We start from the raw sequence: 19,627 nt of genomic DNA on the forward strand, positions 1-19,627 counted from the left end.
TGCGCAAGCCTGCACGAACAGCCGGGCGAACCGTGCTTTCCAACCATAAGTGAGAAACAACATGAATCAGTTGCTGAAAAATGCGGTCAGGTTTCTGCTCGGCGCGTGTACGCTAACGGTAGCCGCGGCGACTTGGGCCGCCCAGCCCAGCGTTGAGCCCGGTGCGCTCAAGCTGGGTGTGGAACCCTGGCTAGGCTACGGCCCGATGCATGTGGCCGCGGCGCAAGGCTTCTTCGCCAAGCGCGGCTTGGAAAAAGTTGAGCTGGTCAACTTCAACGAAGACAAAGACATCAACGCCGGCCTGGCAAGCGGGCAGCTCGATGCCGCGACGATCGCTACCCACACCGCCATGGGCATGGTTTCGGCGGGCTTGCCAGTAAAAATCGTGATGTTGCTAGACCAGAGCATGACGGCAGATGCGGTTATCGCGGCGCCCGACATCAAGCGTGTGCAAGACCTCAAGGGCAAGGAAATTGCCTTTGAAGAGGGTACGACCAGCGACATTCTGCTCCATGCCGCCCTGGCCAAAGCTGGCTTGCAATGGGTTGATATCAAGCCGGTTCCGATGCCCGCGAGTAACGCCGGCAGCGCATTGATAGCAGGCCGGGTACCGGTCGCGGTGACCTATGAGCCTTACCTGACTGCCGCCCACCAGCAGAATGCCAAGCTCAACGTACTGTTCAGCGGCAAAGACCAGCCCGGCATCATCAGCGATGTATTGGTGATACGTGAAGACGTGATCAGCAAGCGCCCTGGCCAGGTCCAGGCCTTGGTCAATGCGTGGGGTGATGCAGTCACCCATTACCGCGCCAATACCGCGTCCGACCGAGCCGTGATCGCCAAGGCAGTAGGGGCAAGCCCGGAAGACCTGGCGAGCGCTTTCGACGGTGTCGAGTATTACGACTTCGCGCAGAACACCAGCGAGTTGGAAGGTGTGTTCAAGGAAAAGACGTTTCCCATGGTACTGAAGGCGGCGATCGAGGCCCAACTGGTCAGCCCACAAAAGCCAGTCGATGCTAATACCCTGATCGACGGCCAATTCGTAAGGCAGAAAAACTAGTGCGGTATTTCAGAAGTTCGCACGAGTTGACCCGTGAATGTCGCTGCCGCGCGGTGTTGGCAGGCGATCACAGCCACTCGGCAACTGTGGTGCGAGCTTCTCGGACAACACACTCGGTTCACCCGGGTTGGTCACTGGCTACCATGGCGGGCGGGATAGCGCATAGGCAAAAGCGTGCGCTATCCACCCCGGGTAAATGAGTGAGGCGGGCGAGGCAGTGATGAGTGACGTCGAAATCGATAGAGGGAAAGGCGCAGTGGTCGATACCGTCGCACCAAAACGTCACAAACGGGGAACTCTTTTTGTGATTGGCCGCCAGCCAACCAGGGCAGCCTATCTCGGCATTGCGGTATCGGTGTTCGTTGTGATCGCCGTGGCGTGGTGGGTATTCAGTGTGCTCGGCATTGTGCCGCCTATTTTCCTGCCAGCGCCCAATGCCGTGTTGGCGAAAATGGCGCAGTTGGCAGCGGACGGAACCTTGTGGACTGACCTTGAGGTGAGTATTTACCGGATCAGTGTCGCCTTTTTGGTTTCTTCTGTGATGGCCATACTGTTTGGAACGTTAGCGGGTACCTACGGTTTTTGGAAGGCAGCCATTGAGCCCTTTGTGGATTTCGTGCGGTATATGCCAGTGGTCGCTTTCGTACCGCTGACTATTTTATGGAGCGGCACTGGGGACTTCCAAAAGTTTCTGATCATTTGGTTGGGCACATTCTTTCAGCAAGTGCTGATGGTCATGGACGCGGTAAAGCGTGTACCGGCCGATTTCATTGGCCTGGGTAGAACCCTGGGCATGAGCGACCAGAAGATTCTGTGGAAGATCGTGCTGCCGAGCGCGATGCCAGGCATTTGGGACGCCTTGCGCGTAAGCCTGGGGTGGGCCTGGACCTGGCTGGTGTTGGCCGAACTGGTTGCGTCTACTTCTGGCCTGGGTTACCGAATCACCGTCTCCCAGCGCTTTTTCCAAACCGATACCATCATCGGTTACATCCTATTCCTGGGCATTCTCGGTTTGATCACCGACCAAGCGATGCGTGCCGGAGAGAAAGTATTGTTCCGTTACAATAGGAAGCGGCCGTGAGTACGTTAGCCATCCACAACCTTCAAAAAAGTTTCACCATCAACAACAAGGTGAAGCAGGTGCTCAACGGAATTAGTCTAACGCTGGCCGACAACGAGTTCGTTTCGGTCGTCGGCACCTCCGGGTGTGGCAAAAGTACCCTGCTGTCTATCGCCGCTGGCCTCGAAGACTTCGAAGGCGGCAATGTGACCGTGGATGGGCAGCCCATCCAGGGCGCCGGAATGGACCGCGGCGTTGTATTCCAAGCCTACACCTTGCTGCCCTGGCTGACGGCGTTGGGTAATATTGAGTTTGCACTCAAGGCTGCGGGTAACAGTGCCAAGGCCTGTAAAGAGATCGCCCTTGAACATCTGGCCCTGGTTAATTTAAGCGCTTTCGCACACGCCTACCCCAGTGAATTGTCCGGTGGCATGAAGCAGCGGGTGGCAATTGCTCGGGCGCTGTCCTACCGCCCTAAAATATTATTGATGGATGAACCCTTCGGTGCGTTGGATGCAATGACCCGGCGGCAGATGCAAGCATTGTTGACCCAGGTGTGGGAAGCCCACCGGTTGACCGTGATGTTTGTTACGCATGATGTCGAGGAAGCGGTTTACCTTTCCGACCGGGTCGTGGTGATGGGTGTTGGGCACATTAAAGAAATTATCGATGTTCCATTACATCGCCCACGGGTTGAGGCTACCTGTGAACTGCCCGAATTTCTGAACATCCAGCGGCATGTGCTTGGCCTGATTCGCCAGGATACGACGGCCCAAGCCTAGTGTGGTGTTTCAGGCGTTGGCTGCAAAATTGGGACCGTGCCTTACCGATAACCGACACGTTTGGAGTGTTGTATGAAACAACCGACCTTTCACGACCTCACCACCGTTGACGTGCTGCCGCCTAACCTGTTCAAGCGTACCGAAGCCGACCTTTCGTTCTTCGCCGAGAAGGTTAAGCCGATTATCGAGGCGGTGCGTACCGAAGGCGATGCGGCCTTGGTCCGCTTTGCCAAGGATTTCGATCGGGTCACCGCTAGCACCCTGTCGATTCGCGCCGAGCCACACGAGTTCGACGCCGCCTTGGCGCGCATGGACCCGAAGGTGGTCGACTCGATTCGCTACGCTGCCGACAATATTCGCGCCTTCCATACCGCCCAGAAGCCAGAAGACATGTGGCTGAAAGAAATGCGCCCGGGCGCCTTTGCCGGTGATCGCCATGTACCTATCGATTCGGTAGCGTGCTATGTGCCCCGGGGTAAAGGGTCTTTCCCCAGTGTGCTGTTGATGACGGCGATTCCGGCCATCGTGGCGGGCGTGCCCCGGCCGATAGTGATCACCCCGCCCGGCCCGGATGGCACCGTTGACGATGCGACGTTGGTAGCCGCGCGCCTGGTGGGCATCGAAGAAGTCTACAAATGTGGTGGTGCGCAAGGCGTGGCGGCCGTGGCCTATGGCACCCAAACCGTTCCGAAATGCCTGAAGGTCGTCGGCCCCGGCTCGCCGTGGGTGGTCAGCGCCAAGCGGCAGTTGTCGCACCTGATCGACCCCGGCACCCCGGCCGGGCCCAGCGAAAGTGTGGTGCTGGCGGATCACACCGCTAACCCAAGCCTGGCGGCGTTGGACTTGATCATCGAGTCCGAGCACGGCCCGGACTCTTCGGCTTATTTGGTTACCAATAGCCGCGCGGTGGCCGAAGGCGTGATGGCCGCACTGCCCGGTTTGTGGGCCATGCTCGATCCGCAACGGGCCGAGTTTTCACAGGCCGTGCTGTGCGGTGAGCATGGAGGCATTGTGCTCACCAACCACTTTGACACCGCCGTCGACTGGGTAAACGAGTACGCCCCTGAGCACTTGGAGATTCTTGCAGAAGAGCCGATGGCGGTGATGACGCGCATTCGCAATGCGGGTGAGATCCTGTTGGGCAATTACACCCCCGTCACGCTCGGGAACTTCGTGCTGGGGCCCAATGCGGTGCTTCCAACCAATGGCGCCGCCAAAACCGCTGGCCCGCTCTCGGTGTTCGACTACATGAAACGCATCTCGGTGGGTTATGTGACCCGCGCCGGCTACGATGAGCTGGCCGAACAGGCCCATGGGTTCGCCCTATACGAAGGCTTCAGCGCTCACGCCTTGGCGGTTTCGCCGTTGCGTAAAGAGATCATTCGCAACGGCCAATAACCCACACAAAGGCGCACGCCCTGCCAGGTATATGCACCGATAAGTATGGCGTGGTGGCCTATCGATTTTATTGAAGGAAGCCGAGATGCGTGAGCCCTCCGAACCGTTGGCAGCCCAAGCCAGAGCGTTGGCCAAGCAGGGTGATTGGGGCGGTGCCCGTACCAAGCTGCTTGAGTTGGTGACAGAGGTTATTGGCACCCAGGCAATAGACCTGAAGATCAACCGCGATCAGTACAGCCTGAATTCATTGAATGGCGTAGCCACGTTAGTGGACGGCCGTCACTTCTTCTTCAAATATCACAATGAAGAAGGCGAAGATAAAACCATTGAAGAGTATTACAACGCTGAATTGCTCCGGGCCGCGGGGTACCGCGTGGATGTGCCGGTTTACGCTTGTGGTGAGCCGGGGCGGCAGATTCTGTTCTATGGGCTCCGGGAAGACCTACGGCTCGCGGATGTGTGCCGCAACATCGAAGAAGCGGCCGGCTGGCAGCACATGGAGCGTGTTGTCCGCGCGCAAGCGTGCTACGACAAGGAGGCGCTCGATATTGCGCTGCGCACGCTGAAGGTGGGAAACCCCGCGGCCGTGGTCAAGGAGCCGGTACATCAGTTATTCCATCACCGGCTCGCCACCCCGGAGTTACGCGATGGCCTCGGCGGTCGCGTTTATCGCAACTACGTAGGCCAGCGGTTCACCTTCCCGGGGGCCGAAGTGAGCTGGGACGTGCTCAAGGCGCTGAAGTGGGTGATCAACGGGCTGGAATACAACCGCACGCTTGAAGAGCTGTTCTTGGAAGCCGGCGACGTATTGGCCCCGGCAAAGCTGGCTGGCCACGGTGTGGTCACGGCCCATGGCGATGCCCATAACGCGAATGTCTGGTTCGAAGACACCCAGGGCGAAGCACGGCTGGTCAGCTTCGATCCCGCCTTTGCGGGGCGCCATATCCCCGCACTGCTTGCAGAAATCAAAGCGACCTTTCATAACATCTTTGCGCACCCATTGTGGTTGTACGAGCCCGCGCGCGTCGCTGAGCGTTACAAGGTCTACACCCGCATAGAGGGCGGCCGCATACATGTCGACTTTGACTGGGACCTTTCGCCGCTTCGCGAGGCTTTTTTGGCGAGCAAGGCCCGCGAATACTGGAAGCCGCTCATTGCCGAGCTGAAAGCCCGGAACCTGTTACCGCTGAATTGGCAACGGGTGATGCGCCTGGCATTGTTCTGCTGCCCGACGCTGGTACTGGACCTACGCGCCGGTGGCAATGGCGGGCATACGCCCGACAGCTCCGCATTGGGGCTGGCCATTGCCATCAGCGCCGGCAGCGAGCCGGTTGCAGGGGCTGACCAGTTCAGCCGCCTGTTTTCGGCAATTGCCTAGGTTTATCACGCCGTGGGGAGGGACTGGGCATGGCTACATCGTTTTCGGTATCAGGCCAAAAGGTCCTCATTACCGGCGCCTCGCGGGGCATCGGGCGTGCGCTCGCGTTGGCGTTTTCCGGCGGGGGCGCTGCGGTCATAGCGGCGGCGCGGGACACGCGCAAGCTCGAGAACCTTCAACAAGAGATTGTGGCCACCGGCGGTGAATGTACGGTGGTGTCGATGGATGTTGCGGACCTGCAGTCCATCACCGCGGCGTTTCGTTTCATCGAGGGAGAGTTCGGTGCCCTCGATGTGCTGGTTAACAACGCCGGCGTAGAAAGGCTCAAGGGCTCGCTGGAGGTCGATGAAGCCACGTGGGATGCGATCGTGGACGTGAACCTGAAGGGGGCATTCTTCTGCGCCCAGGGGGCGGCAAAGCTGATGCTCGGCAAGGGCGGGTCGATCTTGAACCTTTGCTCGCTCACAAGCGCCGTTGGCGTGCCAGGCGCTGTGCCCTATGGCTCATCCAAATCGGGGTTGCTGGGCATGACACGGGGCCTTGCCACGGAATGGGCGCCTTTGGGTATCAGGGTCAATGCTATCGGCCCAGGTTACTTCGAGACGGACATGACCCAGGTGTTCTACGACGATCCGCAATGGCAAAACACCATGCGCCAGAAGGTACCGTTGGGCAGGCTCGGCAGGCTGGATGACCTTTCGGGCGCTGCCATTTTCCTGAGTTCTGCGGCGGCAAGCTACATCACCGGGCAGGTGTTGTACGTGGATGGCGGGTACTTGGCCGGTATCTGAGCCGCGGGCTGATGCTCGGAGGGGCGCACCCTTTTGGCGGTGCAAGGCCTGCTATTGCAGGCAGTTGCCAGCCGCCTTAGGTGAATGAGACAACAGCGAGGGCAGGGTAATGAGGCGGGTGCTGAACCATGATTCGATGTTCGCGGTTGGATACTTCGCTTCCCTGTCGGTCACGGCCGGGGCTACCTTGTCGTTCCATGCATCGTCCCTGTGCGCGCGGCCAGCGGTGTCGATTACCGCGCTGGACCGGAACGAAGCCAGCGCCGTTTGCGCAGTCACCCAACTGGCAGACCTCGGTATCCAGCAGGCCACGGCCGGCTCTTGGTTAGAGCTCGATATCGGCGCGCAAAAGGCGCCCTGGCAGCTGGAATTCCAGCTTGAGCTTTATTCGCTGGCCGAGCGGTGTGTGATCGGCACTGAGGCCTTTGGGCTATTCATTACCGCCGAGGGGAACCTTTGCCTCAGGCATGCGGGTACCGAAGCCGTTGGCCCGCAGGTTCCTTTATTGCAGTGGGTTCGGCTGTGTTTGGTGGGTACAGCCCAACGGGTTGTTGCTTCAGTTACCCTTCCGTTCCAAGGGGTTTGTTCCTTTGAATTGGCAGGGCCTTTTGCGGCAGTGGGCAAGGTTGTTCTAGGAAGCGACAACCGCGCATCGACGCCCGGTATCAACGCCAAAATAGCCCATATCCGATACGCCGACGAAACCGGCGAATCCCGGTGGGATTTCCCCTTCCAACCCACGCTGGCTATCCCGGACAGCAGCGGGGCCCGTTGCGCGCTTCGTGTTAACGGGGCACCCACGTTCGCGGTTACCGGGCCGCACTGGGACGGTACCGTTCACGATCCGCGCCTGGCCCCCGATCACTATGCCGCGGTGCACCTGCACGAAGATGACCAACCGCCCTTTGACTGGCCGGCGAGTTATCTGCTTGAAGTCGCTGCCGACGCTACGCCCGGCGTATATGGGCTGACCTTATCCCATGGGGCTTTGGCCGAAACATTTCCATTCGTGGTGAGGGCTGCGGCGCCGGCGGCGAAGATTGTGTTTCTACTGCCCACGTTCACCTATCAGGCCTATGCCAACGAAGCGCTGCCCGAGGCGCTTTTCCCGTGGCTTGCAGAGGATCGTGGGCACAGGTTCGCCCAGGATAACGGATGGTTGAGCCTGTACGACCGGCATCAAGATGGTTCAGGGGTCAGTTGGGCCAGCTCGCCTAAGCCGTGGGTCACCGTAAGGCCCGATTACATTTACCCGTTATGTGGCGGCCCGCATGGTTTTCCGCTAGACCTGCACGCCTTGCGCTTTTTCGCCAGAGGCGGCGCCCAGGTCGACGTGATCACTGACCACGACCTTGATCGGGAAGGTTATGCCGCACTCGCGGGCTACCAAGCGCTGTTCACCGGCAGCCACCCGGAATATTGGACGCGCCCAATGCATGAGGCGCTTCACACCCATTTGGAAGCGGGCGGCTCGCTCGCCTACCTGGGAGGGAACGGCTTCTATTGGGCTACGGCGGCGAGCAGCCGCGGGATCGAGGTGCGGCGCGGGGTTACCGGCACGCGCACCTGGGAAGGCAGGCCCGGCGAAGGCCATGTGTCCCTGACGGGTGAGGCTGGGGGGCTCTGGCGGTGGCGAGGTAAGCCAGAGCACCGGCTCACGGGCATTGGTTCCACCGGCATGGGGTTTACCCACGCGCTGCCCTACAAACGGCGCCCGGCCAGTTATTCAGCAGAGCTGGCATGGCTGTTCCGTGGTGTGCAAAGCGACCACATCGACGCACCGGGATTGCTGCTCGGGGGGCCAGCGGGCTATGAAATCGACCGGGTCAGCGACAAATGGGGCACCCCCGCGCAAACGAAGTTACTGGCAGAAGCCGGCCCGTTCCTGGACGGTTACGTGTGGGAAGACGGCGAGCTATACGACCCTGCTGAGCGCCACGCACTGGTCGCCCACATGACGTTACGCAACACCCCCGCCGGGGGCATCGTTTTCGCCGTAGGTTCGGTTTGCTGGCTGGGTGCGCTGCCGAGTTCGCAGGGGCAGAACGACGTTGGAGTGATCATGGGCAACCTGGTGGCCTATTTCGACCCGGGGGTTGGTCCACCCGCTGATGGCGTCGAGGCATGCTAGTGGAGGGTGTTCGACGTTCGCACCAATTGGCGGCGCAACGGTGTTATCGGAAAGGAGCCGGCAGCAAAAGGCGCCTTCAAAAGGGAGCCGCAACGTCCAAACCACTTCATCAGCGACCTGCCTGCAGCACCCTGAGCCGGTGCCGGCCTTGGTAAACAAGGTTGGCACGCCGCTGCTTGTACGATAACGTATGAGGACTGGTTTCCAAATATTTCAAAAAGACCTGCTCGTATGAAAATCATTGCCGTAGAGCTGTTGCGCCTCAGCGTACCGTTCACCGCCGGCGCCCGCCGCCATGTGGGTGCGGTGCAAGATGACGATGCCTTCAATGCCGCTTCGCCCCGCCACAGCCGCATGGAAAGCCTGATCGTCAAGGTTCACACCGATACCGGCCACGTCGGATGGGGCGAGGCATTCGGCCACGGTTCGAACCCGGTCACCTTCGAAGCCCTGAAAACCCTCGTTAGCCCACAGTTTATCGGTGTGCACATCACTGAGCGTGCCCGGGCGATGGAGGCGGCGCGCAAGGCCCTGCACGGGTTCGGCAGCAGCGGGCCGGTCGCCTATGCCCTGGCCGGCATGGACATCGCCCTATGGGACTTGGCCGCGCAGCAGGCGGGCCAGCCGTTGTGGCAGTACCTCGGTGGCCAGCCGCGGGAATTGGAGCTGTATGCCAGCTTGGTCAGTTATGGCAACGATCCGCAAACCGTTGCCTTGCACGTGAGCCGTGCGCGCGAGGCCGGCTTTACCAAGGTGAAGCTGCACGAAACCGAGTACCCGGCGATCGCCGCGGCCCGCCAGGCGTTGCCAGCCGAGGCCGGGCAGTTGATGGTCGATGTGAACTGCCCATGGTCGGTGGAGCAGGCCGCTGCCACCGCGCGGCAATTACGTGAGCTCGGTTTGACCTGGCTCGAGGAGCCTGTATGGCCACCCGATGATGCCCATGGCTTGGCCCAGGTGCGCCGGGAAGGTGTGCCGTTGGCGGCCGGCGAGAATGCCGCCGGAGTGAATGGCATCCGCGCCCTGCTCGATCAGCGCGCGGTAGACATCATACAACCTAGCGTGGCCAAGGTCGGTGGCATCACCGCCATGCTTGAAGTCTTCGCCTTGGCGCAGGGCTATGGCGTACAGGTGGTACCGCATTGCTTCTACTTCGGCCCTGGGCTGCTTGCCGTGGCGCACCTGTGCACGCTATTGCCGGCGCAGGTGGCGGTGGAGGTGCCGTTCATCGAGTTCGAAGCGCTGTTGTATCCGCAGCTTGCGTTCACCCCGCGCCTGAGCCTACCGGAGCGCCCGGGCTTGGGCTTCGCCCCGGACGCAGACGTGATGGCGCGTTATTGCATTGCTCACGCCCGGGTGGCCTAACCCCCTCCCGTGGCCTTGCCGATTCCAAAAATAAAGGGCTTTACCATGTTCACTCAGTACCGCTGGCGGATCGCCGCGCTGTTGTTCGGCGCGGGTATGCTCAACTACCTGGACCGCGCCGCCCTGTCGGTGGTGGCGCCCATGGTCAAAGCTGAACTGCACGTCGATGACCTGCATATGGGGTTTATCTTCAGCAGTTTTTTCATCGGCTATTGCGCCCTGTGTTTTATCGGCGGGTGGGCGGCAGACCGCTTCGGCCCGCGTAAGGTGTTCGGCTGGGCGGCTGGCACGTGGTCGATATTTTGCGGCCTAACCGCGACCATCACCGGTTATGGCCAACTGTTGGTGTACCGGGTGGTGTTCGGCATGGGTGAGGGGCCGATGGGCACCACCACCAACAAGGCGATCACCAACTGGTTCCCCCGTGAAGAAGCGGGCCGCGCCATCGGCTTCACCAACTGTGGCCAGCCTTTGGGGGCGGCGTTGGCGTCACCGGTGGTAGGGTTGGTGGCGCTGCACTTCGGCTGGCGGGTGTCGTTCGTGGTCATCGCTGTGCTGGGCTTGGCCTGGCTGGCCGCCTGGTTGCGTTGGTTCCGTGACCAACCGGCCGACCACCCCAGCGTCAGCGCCGCCGAGCGCCAGTTGATCGAGCGCAGCCGCGCCGAGGCGGTGACCGAAACCGGGATCGAAACCGACGACGGCAAGGGCCTGGCCCATTATATTTTCTCCGCCCCGGTGCTGGCGGTGGCGCTGGCGTTCTTCTGCTTCAACTACGTGCTGTACTTTTTCCTGACCTGGTTGCCCAGCTACCTAATGGATGCCCAGCACCTGGATGTGAAAAGCATGAGCATCGTTGGCACCATCCCTTGGCTGGGCGCCGCCGTGGGCTTTATGGGCGGTGGCGCGGTCACCGATTGGCTGGCCAAGCGCCTGAATAACGTTATCGTGGCGCGCAAGATCATGCTCACCCTGGGCTTGGGCGTGGCGGCACTGTGCGTACTGTGGGTGAACCAGGTGTCTTCCCTGGAGGCGGCGGTGGCCTGCATTACCGTATCGAGTGTGTTCCTGTTCGTGACCCCGCAAATCTGCTGGGCCTTGATACAAGACATCGTGCCGAAGAACCGCGTCGGCGGCACCGGCGGTTTCGTTCACCTGTTGGCGAACCTGGCCGGCATCGCTTCACCGTCGCTCACCGGCCTGTTGGTGCAACTGGGTGGTGGCTACGCGTCAGCCTTCCTCACCGCCGCGAGCGTGGCTGGCGCGGGCATGCTGGTGGTACTGTTCGCCGTGCGCTCCCGGCCCCGGCCCGTGGCACAGCCGCTGCGCCAGGCCTGAGCGGCGCCGCCCAGCGTTGCCAAAGCAACCGTGCAACCGGGTAACCTCAGGGCCGGCAAAGGCTGCTGGCACGGACCTTCAGCAAGGCCGGGAACCGATAGGACTGCACCGGCTCACCGGCGATTCGCTTGAGCAGCATGGCCACCGCACGCACGCCCTGGGCGTGCATGTGGGTGCTGATGCTGGTCAATTGCAGGTGCGCGGCCAGGGGCGTGTCGTTGTAACCGACCACCGCGATATCGCGCCCGGCCACTAGGCCGCGATTACGCATGGCGCCGAACAGGCCGATGGCGAGGAAGTCATTCACGGCGAAGATGGCGGTCGGCGGCTGTGGATGGGTCAACAAGCGTTCTGCGATGCTGAAGCCGGCCTCGGTATCGAAATGCCCTGGGATAACCCGCTCGGCGGCGATTGCTACGCCGCGCTCGCGGTAATACTCGACAAAGCTGGTGGTACGCTCCCGCGCGTTGCTGCTGTGCGGCTCGCCGGCGATCACCGCCACGCGGGTATGGCCTTGGGCAAATAAATGCTCGGCGACCAAGCGCCCTCCCATCTCGTCGTCCGACGTGACCGAACAATGTTCGCCGCGCCGCCGGCTCACCAGCACGAACGGCACCTGGCGCTCTTCCAGCTCTTCGAGAAAACCCGGCTGCGCCGTGCAATGCACATCGCTGATGATCAGGCCCTCGACGTTGCGCGCCAGCGCGCGCTCGGCGCGTTCCCGTTGGCGTTCGGGGCGGTCGAGGGTGTTGGCCACGAATGCCGTATAGCGCGAGGCACTGGCGGCTTCGTCGATGCCTTCGTAGATCGTTGCTAGCACGATGTCCGAAAGCCTGGGAACCAGCACGGCGATCTCGTGGCTGTGGCGGGTCTTGAGGGTTCGGGCGTGGGTGTTGGGTTGGTAATCCAGGCTGGCCGCCAGGGTGCGAATGCGCTCGATGGTTTCTTTGGATGCCGCGCGCCCGGCGTGATCCAGCGTGCCATTGAGCACCCGTGAAACCGTCGAAACATGCACATTGAGTTGCTGGGCGATAGCGCGAAGCGTGGCCGGGCGTCTGTTCATGGGGTATGCCTGAAAGCGCGGGTTAGCAGGGCGCAATGCTCGCATTTAGTAGCGCGGCTGCACAGGCTTACCTTCACGCTCAACCTCAATGAGGGCTCAGGGGCGGGCTGCACCCAGCCGCATTTACCGGGGCGCCTCGTGTGCAAACTTCAGGGCCACCACGCTAAAACACGCTGGTTGCGCCACGATGGAGCGTCGCGTACCAAAAGCTTGCACAAACCGCTGCCCAACGCTACGCAAACGTTTGGGTAAATTTTTTTGGCGTTTTTTAAAGCGCTATATCTACCTGATAAACCAGTTAATTTTGCGAAAACTCAGAAAGCCACAGGTTAGGGCGGAAAAAGTTGGTATGTGCATTGCCTCAGCCCTGACCGTCGCCTTACCTGACCGATGGGGATCCGCCATGACGCATGCTTCAGTCACCTGCGCACGTAGCTTTACCCGCCTGGCATTGGCCGCTTCCCTGGCTGTCGCCGCGTTTTCACCCTTGGCCGCCGAGGCCGAAAGCACGTTGCGTATCGCCATGACCGCGGCGGACATCCCCTTGACCCACGGCCAGCCGGACCAAGGCTATGAGGGTAACCGCTTCACCGGGATCACCATGTTCGACTCGCTGGTGGAGTGGGACCTGTCACAAGGCGAGAAACCCAGCACCCTGGTGCCTGGGCTGGCGACTGAATGGGCGGTAAAGCCCGACGACCACAAAACATGGGTGTTCAAATTGCGCCCCGGTGTGACGTTTCACGACGGCACTGCATTCAATGCCGATGCCGTGGTGTGGAACGTCAATAAGGTGCTCGACAAGCAAGCCCCGCAATATGCGCCAGGGCAAATCGGCCTGACATTGTCGCGCATGCCCACCTTGACCGGCGCGCGCAAAATCGATGACCTGACCGTTGAAGTGACGACCAGTGAGCCCGATGCCGTACTGCCTTACAACCTGACCAACCTGTTCATCGCCTCGCCGACCGCTTGGCAAAAAGACTTCGCGGCGGTGCCGGCCGCTGTCACCGACCCGGCCGAGCGCTCGAAGCTGGCCTGGACCGCCTTCGCCAGCCACTCGGTGGGTACCGGGCCGTTCAAAATGGACCGTATGGTGCCGCGCCAAGAGTTGGTGCTGGATAAAAACCCCGGCTACTGGGACCCCAAGCGCGTGCCCAAGGTCGACCACGTGGTGTTGATCCCCTTGCCTGAGGCCAATGCCCGTACCGCGGCGTTGTTATCGGGCCAGGTGGACTGGATCGAAGCGCCGGCGCCGGATGCCATGGACCAGTTTAAGAGCAAGGGCTTCAAGATCTACGCCAATGGCCAACCGCACTTGTGGCCCTGGCAGTTTTCGTTTGCCCCCGGCTCGCCCTGGCTCGACAAACGGGTGCGCCAAGCCGCCAACCTGTGCCTGGATCGCAGCGAGCTGAAGGCGTACCTGGGCGGCTACATGCAAGAGGCCACCGGCACCTACGAGAAAGATTCGCCGTGGTATGGCAACCCCGATTTCAAGATCAAATACGACCCCGCCGCGGCGCAAAAACTCATGGCCGATGCAGGCTTCAGCAAGGACCACCCGATCAAGGTCAAGGTGCTGACCTCAGCCTCGGGCTCCGGGCAGATGCAACCGCTGCCCATGAACGAGTACATCCAGCAGAGCCTGAAAAGCTGCTACTTCGATGTAGAAATCGCGGTCACCGAATGGAATACGCTGTTCAGCGGCTGGCGCTTGGGTGCCAAAGACCCGGCCGCCCAGGGCGCCAATGCGATCAATGTCAGTTCCGCGGTCATGGACCCTTACTTTGGCATGGTGCGCTTCGCCAGCGAGAAGGCGTTCCCGCCGGTATCCAACAACTGGGGTTACTTCAAGTCGCCACAAGTGGAGCAATTGATCACCGCGGTGCGTAACGCCTTCGACCCCAAGGCGCTGGACGAAGCGGCCGCCAAGCTGCATGCCGCCATCGTCGATGAAGTTCCGTTTCTCTACGTCGCCCACGACGTAGGCCCCCGCGCCATTTCGCCGAAGGTCACCGGCGTGGTTCAGCCGCAAAGCTGGTTTATCGACTTGGCCCTGGTTTCCAAGCAGGACTGAAAACGGCCTGCAGGTTTCATCCAGGTCGGTAGTTGCACCCCTGCAGTGATGGCCGAACCGTGATTGACCCGAGGGAGGAAGCCCATGCTTGCCTATACCTTTCGTCGCCTGCTGTTGGCGACCCCGATTCTGCTGGGCGTGGCGCTGGTGTGTTTCATGCTTGTGCACCTCGCGCCTGGCGACCCGCTGGTGTCGGTGATGCCACCGGACGCCTCCGAGGCGCTGCGCGAGCAACTGGTCAAGGCGTATGGTTTCGATAAGCCGTTACCCGTGCAATTCGGCCTGTGGCTTTGGCATGCGCTCCATGGCGACCTCGGCATGTCTATCGCCAGCGGCCGTTCCGTGGCCAGCGAGGTGTTCAATGCGGTGGGCTATTCATTGCGCCTAGCGGTGTTGGCGACCGTGATCGGCTTTATGTTCGGCAGCCTGTTCGGCTTTGTGGGCGGTTATTTTCAGGGCAGTTGGCTCGACAAGCTCGCCTCGGCCTGTTCCGCCATCGGCGTGAGCGTGCCGCATTACTGGCTCGGTATGCTGATGGTCATCGTGTTTTCCTCGCAATTGGGTTGGCTGCCGGCAACCGGTGGTGGCCCCATGGGCCAATCGGCCTGGGCGTGGGATTGGGCGCATTTGCAATTCATGGTCCTGCCCGCCATTACCTTGTCGGTGATTCCAACCGGCATCATCGCCCGCACCGTGCGGGCGCAGGTGGCGGAAATTCTCGCCCAGGAGTTCATCGTTGGCTTGCGCGCCAAGGGCCTTGGGGAGTGGGGGCTGTTCCGGCACGTGGTGAAGAATGCCGCGCCCACCGCCATGGCGGTCATGGGCTTGCAAATCGGCTACCTCATGGGCGGCTCGATTCTGGTGGAAACCGTATTCGCCTGGCCCGGTACCGGCTTGCTGCTCAACTCAGCCATCTTCCAGCGCGACCTGCCGTTATTGCAGGGCACCATCTGGGTACTGGCCTTGTTTTTCGTCGTGCTTAATCTGCTGGTGGATATCCTGCAGACGCTGCTCGATCCACGTATCAAAAGGGGCTGAGCATGAACCTATCGATGCTGCGGCCTGCCGCGCCGGCCATAGCCCCGGTCGAACGCTCACCGGGTTACTGGGGTGAAGTGTTCAACCGGGTGTGTCGCGACCCGATAGCCTTGGCGGTGGCCGCTGTGATACTGGCGTTGCTGGCCCTGGCGGTATTGGGCCCGTGGGCCGTGCCGGGCGACCCGTTCACCACTTCGATGTTCAAGCGCCTCAAGCCTATCGGTACGGAGGGCTTCCCGTTGGGCACCGACGAGTTGGGGCGCGACATGCTGTCACGCTTGATGCTGGGTACGCGCTTGTCGCTGTTCATGGGCATTACTCCGGTGGTGTTCGCCTTTTTCATTGGCGGTGCCATCGGCGTGGTGGCGGGGTATTTCGGCGGCTGGTTGAACAGCCTGATCATGCGCACCGTCGATGTGTTCTACGCGTTCCCATCGGTGTTGCTGGCGATAGCGTTTTCCGGGGCCCTGGGGGCCGGGGTGAACAACGCACTGATCTCCCTGACCCTGGTGTTCGTGCCCCAGGTGGCGCGGATCGCCGAAAGCGTGACGACCCAGGTGCGCAACCGCGATTACATCGAAGCGGCGCGGGCCTCCGGCGCCGGTGCGTTCACCATCATCCGAAGCCAGGTGCTGGGCAATGTACTGGGGCCGATCTTTGTGTTCACCACCGGTTTGATTTCGGTATCGATGATTCTCGCATCGGGCCTGTCGTTCCTGGGGTTGGGCGTTACCCCACCAGAACCGGAGTGGGGCCTGATGCTCAACACCCTGCGCACCGCCATTTATACCCAGCCCTGGGTGTCGGCCCTGCCGGGGGCGATGATTTTCATCACCTCGATCTCTTTCAACGTGCTGGCCGACCGCTTGCGGGCGGCCATGGCCGTGCGGAGTTGACCATGACCCAACGCGATATTGGCGGCCCGGCGCAACCCCTGTTGAGGGTGGAAAAACTGCTCAAGCACTTCCCCACCAAGGGAGGGCTGGGCAAGCGCCGCGTGGTCCGTGCGGTCGATGGCATCGACTTCGTCGTGCGCAAGGGCGAAACCCTCGGTGTGGTGGGGGAGTCGGGCTGCGGTAAATCCACCACTGCCCGGCTGCTGATGCAGTTGATCCAACAGGACAGCGGCGAGCTGGTGTTCGACGCCATGGCCGTCGGCGGCCATCAGTTGCCGCTGCGCGAATACCGGCGCCAGGTGCAGATGGTGTTCCAAGACAGCTACTCGTCACTTAACCCGCGCCTGACCATGGAACAAGCGGTGGCGTTTGGGCCGTCGGTGCATGGTGTCAGCCAGCGCGAGGCGTTACAGCGTGCCCGTGACCTATTGGGCCGGGTGGGCCTGGAACCCACCCGTTTTGCCGGGCGTTATGCCCACGAGCTGTCTGGCGGGCAACGCCAGCGGGTCAATATCGCCCGCGCCCTGGCCGTGGAGCCGCGCCTGGTGATCCTTGATGAAGCGGTGTCGGCCTTGGATAAATCGGTGGAAGCCCAGGTATTGAACCTGTTGCTCGACCTCAAGGCCAGCCTGCAACTGACCTACGTGTTCATCAGCCACGACCTGCATGTGGTGCGCTATTTGTCTGACCGGATCATGGTCATGTATCTCGGCGAAATCGTCGAAGTTGGCCCCACCCAGGCGCTGTTTAGCGCGGCGCAACACCCGTACACCCAAGCGCTGCTGACCTCCATGCCGTCCATGGACCCGGGCAACCGCACGCGGGTTTCGCCACTGTCGGGCGACCCGCCCAGCCCGATCGACCCGCCGCCGGGGTGCCGCTTTCACACCCGTTGCCCCCATGCCGAAGCTGTATGCGCGCAGGCTGCACCGCAGTTGACCACCACCGGCGATCACCATTATGCCGCGTGCCTGATGGTGCAGCCGGGGGCCGGCCATAGCCAAAGCCCGCCCGCCGGGTTGATCTACACAGGAGCTTCGGCATGAGCGAACAACCCATGGTTGCCGTGCAAGACCTCAAGGTGCGTTTCAAGCGCGGTGGGCAGACCCTGGCGGCCGTTAACGGGGTGAACCTATCGGTGGCGCGGGGCGAGGTGTTGGCGCTGATCGGCGAATCCGGTTCGGGCAAAAGCGTGACGCTGCGTGCCTTGATGCGCCTGCACGCCGAGCGCTCCACCCGTATCGAGGGCCGGATAGAAATCGCCGGGCAAAACCTTATGGCGTTGTCTCGCCGCCAACTGCAAGCGCTGCGCGGGCCGGTGGCGGCGATGATTTTCCAAGAGCCGCTGTTGGCATTGGACCCGGTATACACCATCGGCCAGCAGATTATCGAAACGCTGCGCCGCCACCGGCCAATGCCCAGGGCCGCCGCCCGCGAGGCGGCCCTGGAGGCCCTGCGTAGCGTGCGAATTCCAAGCCCGGAGCAACGCCTGGACGCCTACCCTCACGAGATGTCCGGCGGCATGCGCCAGCGGGCGATGATCGCCCTGGCGCTGGCCTGCCAGCCAAAGCTGCTGCTGGCGGACGAGCCGACCACCGCACTGGACGCGACGGTGCAGATCCAGATCTTGATCCTGCTACGGGAATTACAGCAGGCCCTGGGGCTGTCGATTATTTTCGTGACGCACGACATCGCCGCCGCGGTGGAAGTGGCCGACCGGATCGCGGTGATGTACGGCGGGCGCATTGTCGAACAAGCGCCATTGGCCGAACTGCTGAACAACCCACAGCACCCCTACACCCGGGTACTGCTCGGGACCCGCCCCAAGGATGGCCTGCGCAAAGGCGAGCGGCTGGTCAGTATCCCTGGCGCGCCGCCAGACCTGGCGAATCTGCCTGCCGGTTGTGCATTTGCCCCTCGCTGCCCACAAGCGAGCGACCTGTGCCGTAGCGAGGTACCGGCGATCGAGGCCGTTCTCGCCGACCATTCCGTGTGTTGCCATCACTGGAACCGGCTGCCTATCTAACCCTCTGCGAGTGCCTGCAATGACTGACTCTGCTTTTGCCTTCATGCCTTACCCGGCCGCCGAAGTCGCCCATGCCCCCAGCGGCCCGCTGGCCGGTTATACCTTTGCCGCCAAAGACCTGTTCGACGTTGCCGGTTACCCTACCGGCGGCGGCAACCCCCATGTTTTGGCGATGTCCGGGATCAAGCGCAGCACCGCGCCAGTGATTCAACGTTTGCTCGATGCCGGTGCCGAACTGGTCGGCAAGGCCCACACCAATGAGATGGCCTTCTCCATGAGTGGGAAGAACGCGCATTACGGTACGCCGCGCAACGGTGCGGCCCCCGAGCGGATCCCCGGCGGGTCGTCTTCGGGGTCAGCCTCAGCGGTGTCCAATGGCCTGTGCGATTTTGCCATGGGCACCGATACCGGCGGCTCGGTGCGCACACCCGCCAGCTATTGCGGGCTGTTCGGCCTACGCCCGAGCCACGGCCGCGTATCCCTCGAAAATACCCAGGCCCTGTGCGAAAGCATGGACACCGCCGGGTATTTCACCCGCGACCCCGAGCTGTTCGGGCGGGTGGGCCAATGCCTGCTGGGCGAAGACACGTCGCCCTTGCCGGAGCAGCCGCAAGGGGTGATCAGTGACGAGCTGTTTGCCCTGATACCCGGCGCCTCCCGTGAGGCGTTGGCCCCGGCCTTGGCGCAGATCGGTGCAGCGTTCGCGCCGTTGCATAAGCTTGAGGGGGAGCTGCCTTCACTGCACGATGGCTACTGGGCGTTCCGCTATATCCAGGGCCGCGAAGCATGGCTAGCCCAGGGCGATTTCATCGAGCGCAATGGTTTGGTTCTCGGCCCCGATGTCGCCGCGCGCTTCGCTTGGGCTAAAACCGTGACCGATGAGCAATACACCGATGCCTGCGCGCTGCGCGAGGTGTTTGCCGGCCGCTGGCAACAGTTGCTGGGCAACCGTGTGCTGATCATGCCAACGGTGCCGGACATTGCGCCGCTGCTCAGCGCCAAGGACGACGAAATCGAAGAGGCGCGGCGTACTTCCCATCACTTGCTGGCCATTTCCGTGTTGTGTCGCACACCGCAACTCAATATGCCGTTGGCCAGCAAAGAGGGCGCGCCCTTGGGTATCTCGCTGATGGGGCCCAAGGGCAGCGATCTGAGCCTGGTCAAGCTGGCGGTGCGGATCGCGGCGCAGGCACGGCCTGGCCGTTAAAGCACCCGCCACCCGCACAA

The 19,627-nt window shown here is 61.8% G+C and carries 16 protein-coding genes; 15 read left to right on the forward strand and 1 reads right to left on the reverse strand.

What is annotated here, in order from left to right:
* The first annotated feature begins 61 nt into the window (after positions 1-61).
* The 9 genes from HAQ05_RS14365 (at position 62) to HAQ05_RS14405 (ending at position 11,300) form a co-directional block, all read left to right on the forward strand.
* Entirely contained in the window at positions 62-1,060 is a 999-nt protein-coding gene (locus HAQ05_RS14365; RefSeq protein ID WP_190421713.1) for an ABC transporter substrate-binding protein, read from the forward strand.
* A gap of 220 nt (positions 1,061-1,280) precedes the next feature.
* Positions 1,281-2,141, forward strand: a complete 861-nt coding sequence (locus HAQ05_RS14370; protein ID WP_190421715.1) for an ABC transporter permease — start codon at positions 1,281-1,283, stop codon at positions 2,139-2,141.
* Positions 2,138-2,902, forward strand: coding sequence for an ATP-binding cassette domain-containing protein (locus HAQ05_RS14375; RefSeq protein ID WP_190421717.1), 765 nt, complete (start codon positions 2,138-2,140; stop codon positions 2,900-2,902). The genes HAQ05_RS14370 and HAQ05_RS14375 overlap by 4 nt, the downstream gene beginning before the upstream one ends.
* A gap of 72 nt (positions 2,903-2,974) precedes the next feature.
* Positions 2,975-4,300, forward strand: a complete 1,326-nt coding sequence (gene hisD, locus HAQ05_RS14380; RefSeq protein ID WP_190421719.1) for a histidinol dehydrogenase — start codon at positions 2,975-2,977, stop codon at positions 4,298-4,300.
* Between the two features lie 85 nt (positions 4,301-4,385).
* Entirely contained in the window at positions 4,386-5,678 is a 1,293-nt protein-coding gene (locus HAQ05_RS14385; RefSeq protein WP_190421721.1) for a hypothetical protein, read from the forward strand.
* Positions 5,679-5,707: 29 nt separating this feature from the next.
* The gene (locus HAQ05_RS14390; protein WP_190421723.1) at positions 5,708-6,469 is read left to right on the forward strand and encodes an SDR family NAD(P)-dependent oxidoreductase; all 762 of its coding nucleotides are present in this window, start codon (positions 5,708-5,710) and stop codon (positions 6,467-6,469) included.
* A gap of 109 nt (positions 6,470-6,578) precedes the next feature.
* On the forward strand, positions 6,579-8,600 hold the full coding sequence (locus HAQ05_RS14395) for a N,N-dimethylformamidase beta subunit family domain-containing protein (RefSeq protein WP_190421725.1): 2,022 nt from the start codon (positions 6,579-6,581) through the stop codon (positions 8,598-8,600).
* Between the two features lie 231 nt (positions 8,601-8,831).
* A complete protein-coding gene (locus HAQ05_RS14400) occupies positions 8,832-9,965 on the forward strand; it encodes a mandelate racemase/muconate lactonizing enzyme family protein (RefSeq protein ID WP_190421727.1) in 1,134 nt (377 codons plus the stop codon).
* Between the two features lie 45 nt (positions 9,966-10,010).
* Positions 10,011-11,300 carry an MFS transporter gene (locus tag HAQ05_RS14405; protein WP_190421729.1) on the forward strand — a complete coding sequence of 430 codons (1,290 nt, stop codon included), beginning with the start codon at positions 10,011-10,013 and terminating at the stop codon, positions 11,298-11,300.
* 46 nt (positions 11,301-11,346) lie between these two features.
* Here HAQ05_RS14405 and HAQ05_RS14410 read toward each other — a convergent pair whose 3' ends face one another.
* The gene (locus HAQ05_RS14410; RefSeq protein WP_190421731.1) at positions 11,347-12,363 is read right to left on the reverse strand and encodes a LacI family DNA-binding transcriptional regulator; all 1,017 of its coding nucleotides are present in this window, start codon (positions 12,361-12,363) and stop codon (positions 11,347-11,349) included.
* A 403-nt stretch (positions 12,364-12,766) separates the two neighbouring features.
* Between HAQ05_RS14410 and HAQ05_RS14415 the strand changes: the two genes are divergently transcribed.
* From HAQ05_RS14415 to HAQ05_RS14440, 6 genes are all read left to right on the forward strand, one after another.
* The gene (locus HAQ05_RS14415) at positions 12,767-14,440 is read left to right on the forward strand and encodes an ABC transporter substrate-binding protein (RefSeq protein WP_190421733.1); all 1,674 of its coding nucleotides are present in this window, start codon (positions 12,767-12,769) and stop codon (positions 14,438-14,440) included.
* An 84-nt stretch (positions 14,441-14,524) separates the two neighbouring features.
* A complete protein-coding gene (locus tag HAQ05_RS14420; protein ID WP_190421734.1) occupies positions 14,525-15,478 on the forward strand; it encodes an ABC transporter permease in 954 nt (317 codons plus the stop codon).
* A 2-nt stretch (positions 15,479-15,480) separates the two neighbouring features.
* Complete coding sequence (locus tag HAQ05_RS14425; RefSeq protein ID WP_190421735.1) at positions 15,481-16,374, forward strand: ABC transporter permease; 894 nt, start codon at positions 15,481-15,483, stop codon at positions 16,372-16,374.
* A 2-nt stretch (positions 16,375-16,376) separates the two neighbouring features.
* On the forward strand, positions 16,377-17,420 hold the full coding sequence (locus HAQ05_RS14430) for an ABC transporter ATP-binding protein (protein ID WP_190421736.1): 1,044 nt from the start codon (positions 16,377-16,379) through the stop codon (positions 17,418-17,420).
* On the forward strand, positions 17,417-18,400 hold the full coding sequence (locus HAQ05_RS14435; RefSeq protein ID WP_190421737.1) for an ABC transporter ATP-binding protein: 984 nt from the start codon (positions 17,417-17,419) through the stop codon (positions 18,398-18,400). The genes HAQ05_RS14430 and HAQ05_RS14435 overlap by 4 nt, the downstream gene beginning before the upstream one ends.
* Positions 18,401-18,419: 19 nt before the next feature.
* A complete protein-coding gene (locus HAQ05_RS14440; protein WP_190421738.1) occupies positions 18,420-19,607 on the forward strand; it encodes an amidase in 1,188 nt (395 codons plus the stop codon).
* The last annotated feature ends 20 nt before the right edge of the window (positions 19,608-19,627 follow it).

Source organism: Pseudomonas typographi, from assembly GCF_014694385.1.
Taxonomy (GTDB): Bacteria; Pseudomonadota; Gammaproteobacteria; order Pseudomonadales; family Pseudomonadaceae; genus Aquipseudomonas; species Aquipseudomonas typographi.

Bases quoted from the DNA above. Each gene is read 5' to 3' on its own strand.
- HAQ05_RS14395 (WP_190421725.1), top strand. From the start codon at position 6,579: ATGAGGCGGGTGCTGAACCATGATTCGATGTTCGCGGTTGGATACTTC.
- hisD (WP_190421719.1), top strand. From the start codon at position 2,975: ATGAAACAACCGACCTTTCACGACCTCACCACCGTTGACGTGCTGCCG.
- HAQ05_RS14400 (WP_190421727.1), top strand. From the start codon at position 8,832: ATGAAAATCATTGCCGTAGAGCTGTTGCGCCTCAGCGTACCGTTCACC.
- HAQ05_RS14430 (WP_190421736.1), top strand. From the start codon at position 16,377: ATGACCCAACGCGATATTGGCGGCCCGGCGCAACCCCTGTTGAGGGTG.
- HAQ05_RS14415 (WP_190421733.1), top strand. From the start codon at position 12,767: ATGACGCATGCTTCAGTCACCTGCGCACGTAGCTTTACCCGCCTGGCA.
- HAQ05_RS14390 (WP_190421723.1), top strand. From the start codon at position 5,708: ATGGCTACATCGTTTTCGGTATCAGGCCAAAAGGTCCTCATTACCGGC.
- HAQ05_RS14440 (WP_190421738.1), top strand. From the start codon at position 18,420: ATGACTGACTCTGCTTTTGCCTTCATGCCTTACCCGGCCGCCGAAGTC.
- HAQ05_RS14420 (WP_190421734.1), top strand. From the start codon at position 14,525: ATGCTTGCCTATACCTTTCGTCGCCTGCTGTTGGCGACCCCGATTCTG.
- HAQ05_RS14385 (WP_190421721.1), top strand. From the start codon at position 4,386: ATGCGTGAGCCCTCCGAACCGTTGGCAGCCCAAGCCAGAGCGTTGGCC.
- HAQ05_RS14370 (WP_190421715.1), top strand. From the start codon at position 1,281: ATGAGTGACGTCGAAATCGATAGAGGGAAAGGCGCAGTGGTCGATACC.
- HAQ05_RS14425 (WP_190421735.1), top strand. From the start codon at position 15,481: ATGAACCTATCGATGCTGCGGCCTGCCGCGCCGGCCATAGCCCCGGTC.
- HAQ05_RS14410 (WP_190421731.1), bottom strand. From the start codon at position 12,363: ATGAACAGACGCCCGGCCACGCTTCGCGCTATCGCCCAGCAACTCAAT.
- HAQ05_RS14365 (WP_190421713.1), top strand. From the start codon at position 62: ATGAATCAGTTGCTGAAAAATGCGGTCAGGTTTCTGCTCGGCGCGTGT.
- HAQ05_RS14405 (WP_190421729.1), top strand. From the start codon at position 10,011: ATGTTCACTCAGTACCGCTGGCGGATCGCCGCGCTGTTGTTCGGCGCG.
- HAQ05_RS14435 (WP_190421737.1), top strand. From the start codon at position 17,417: ATGAGCGAACAACCCATGGTTGCCGTGCAAGACCTCAAGGTGCGTTTC.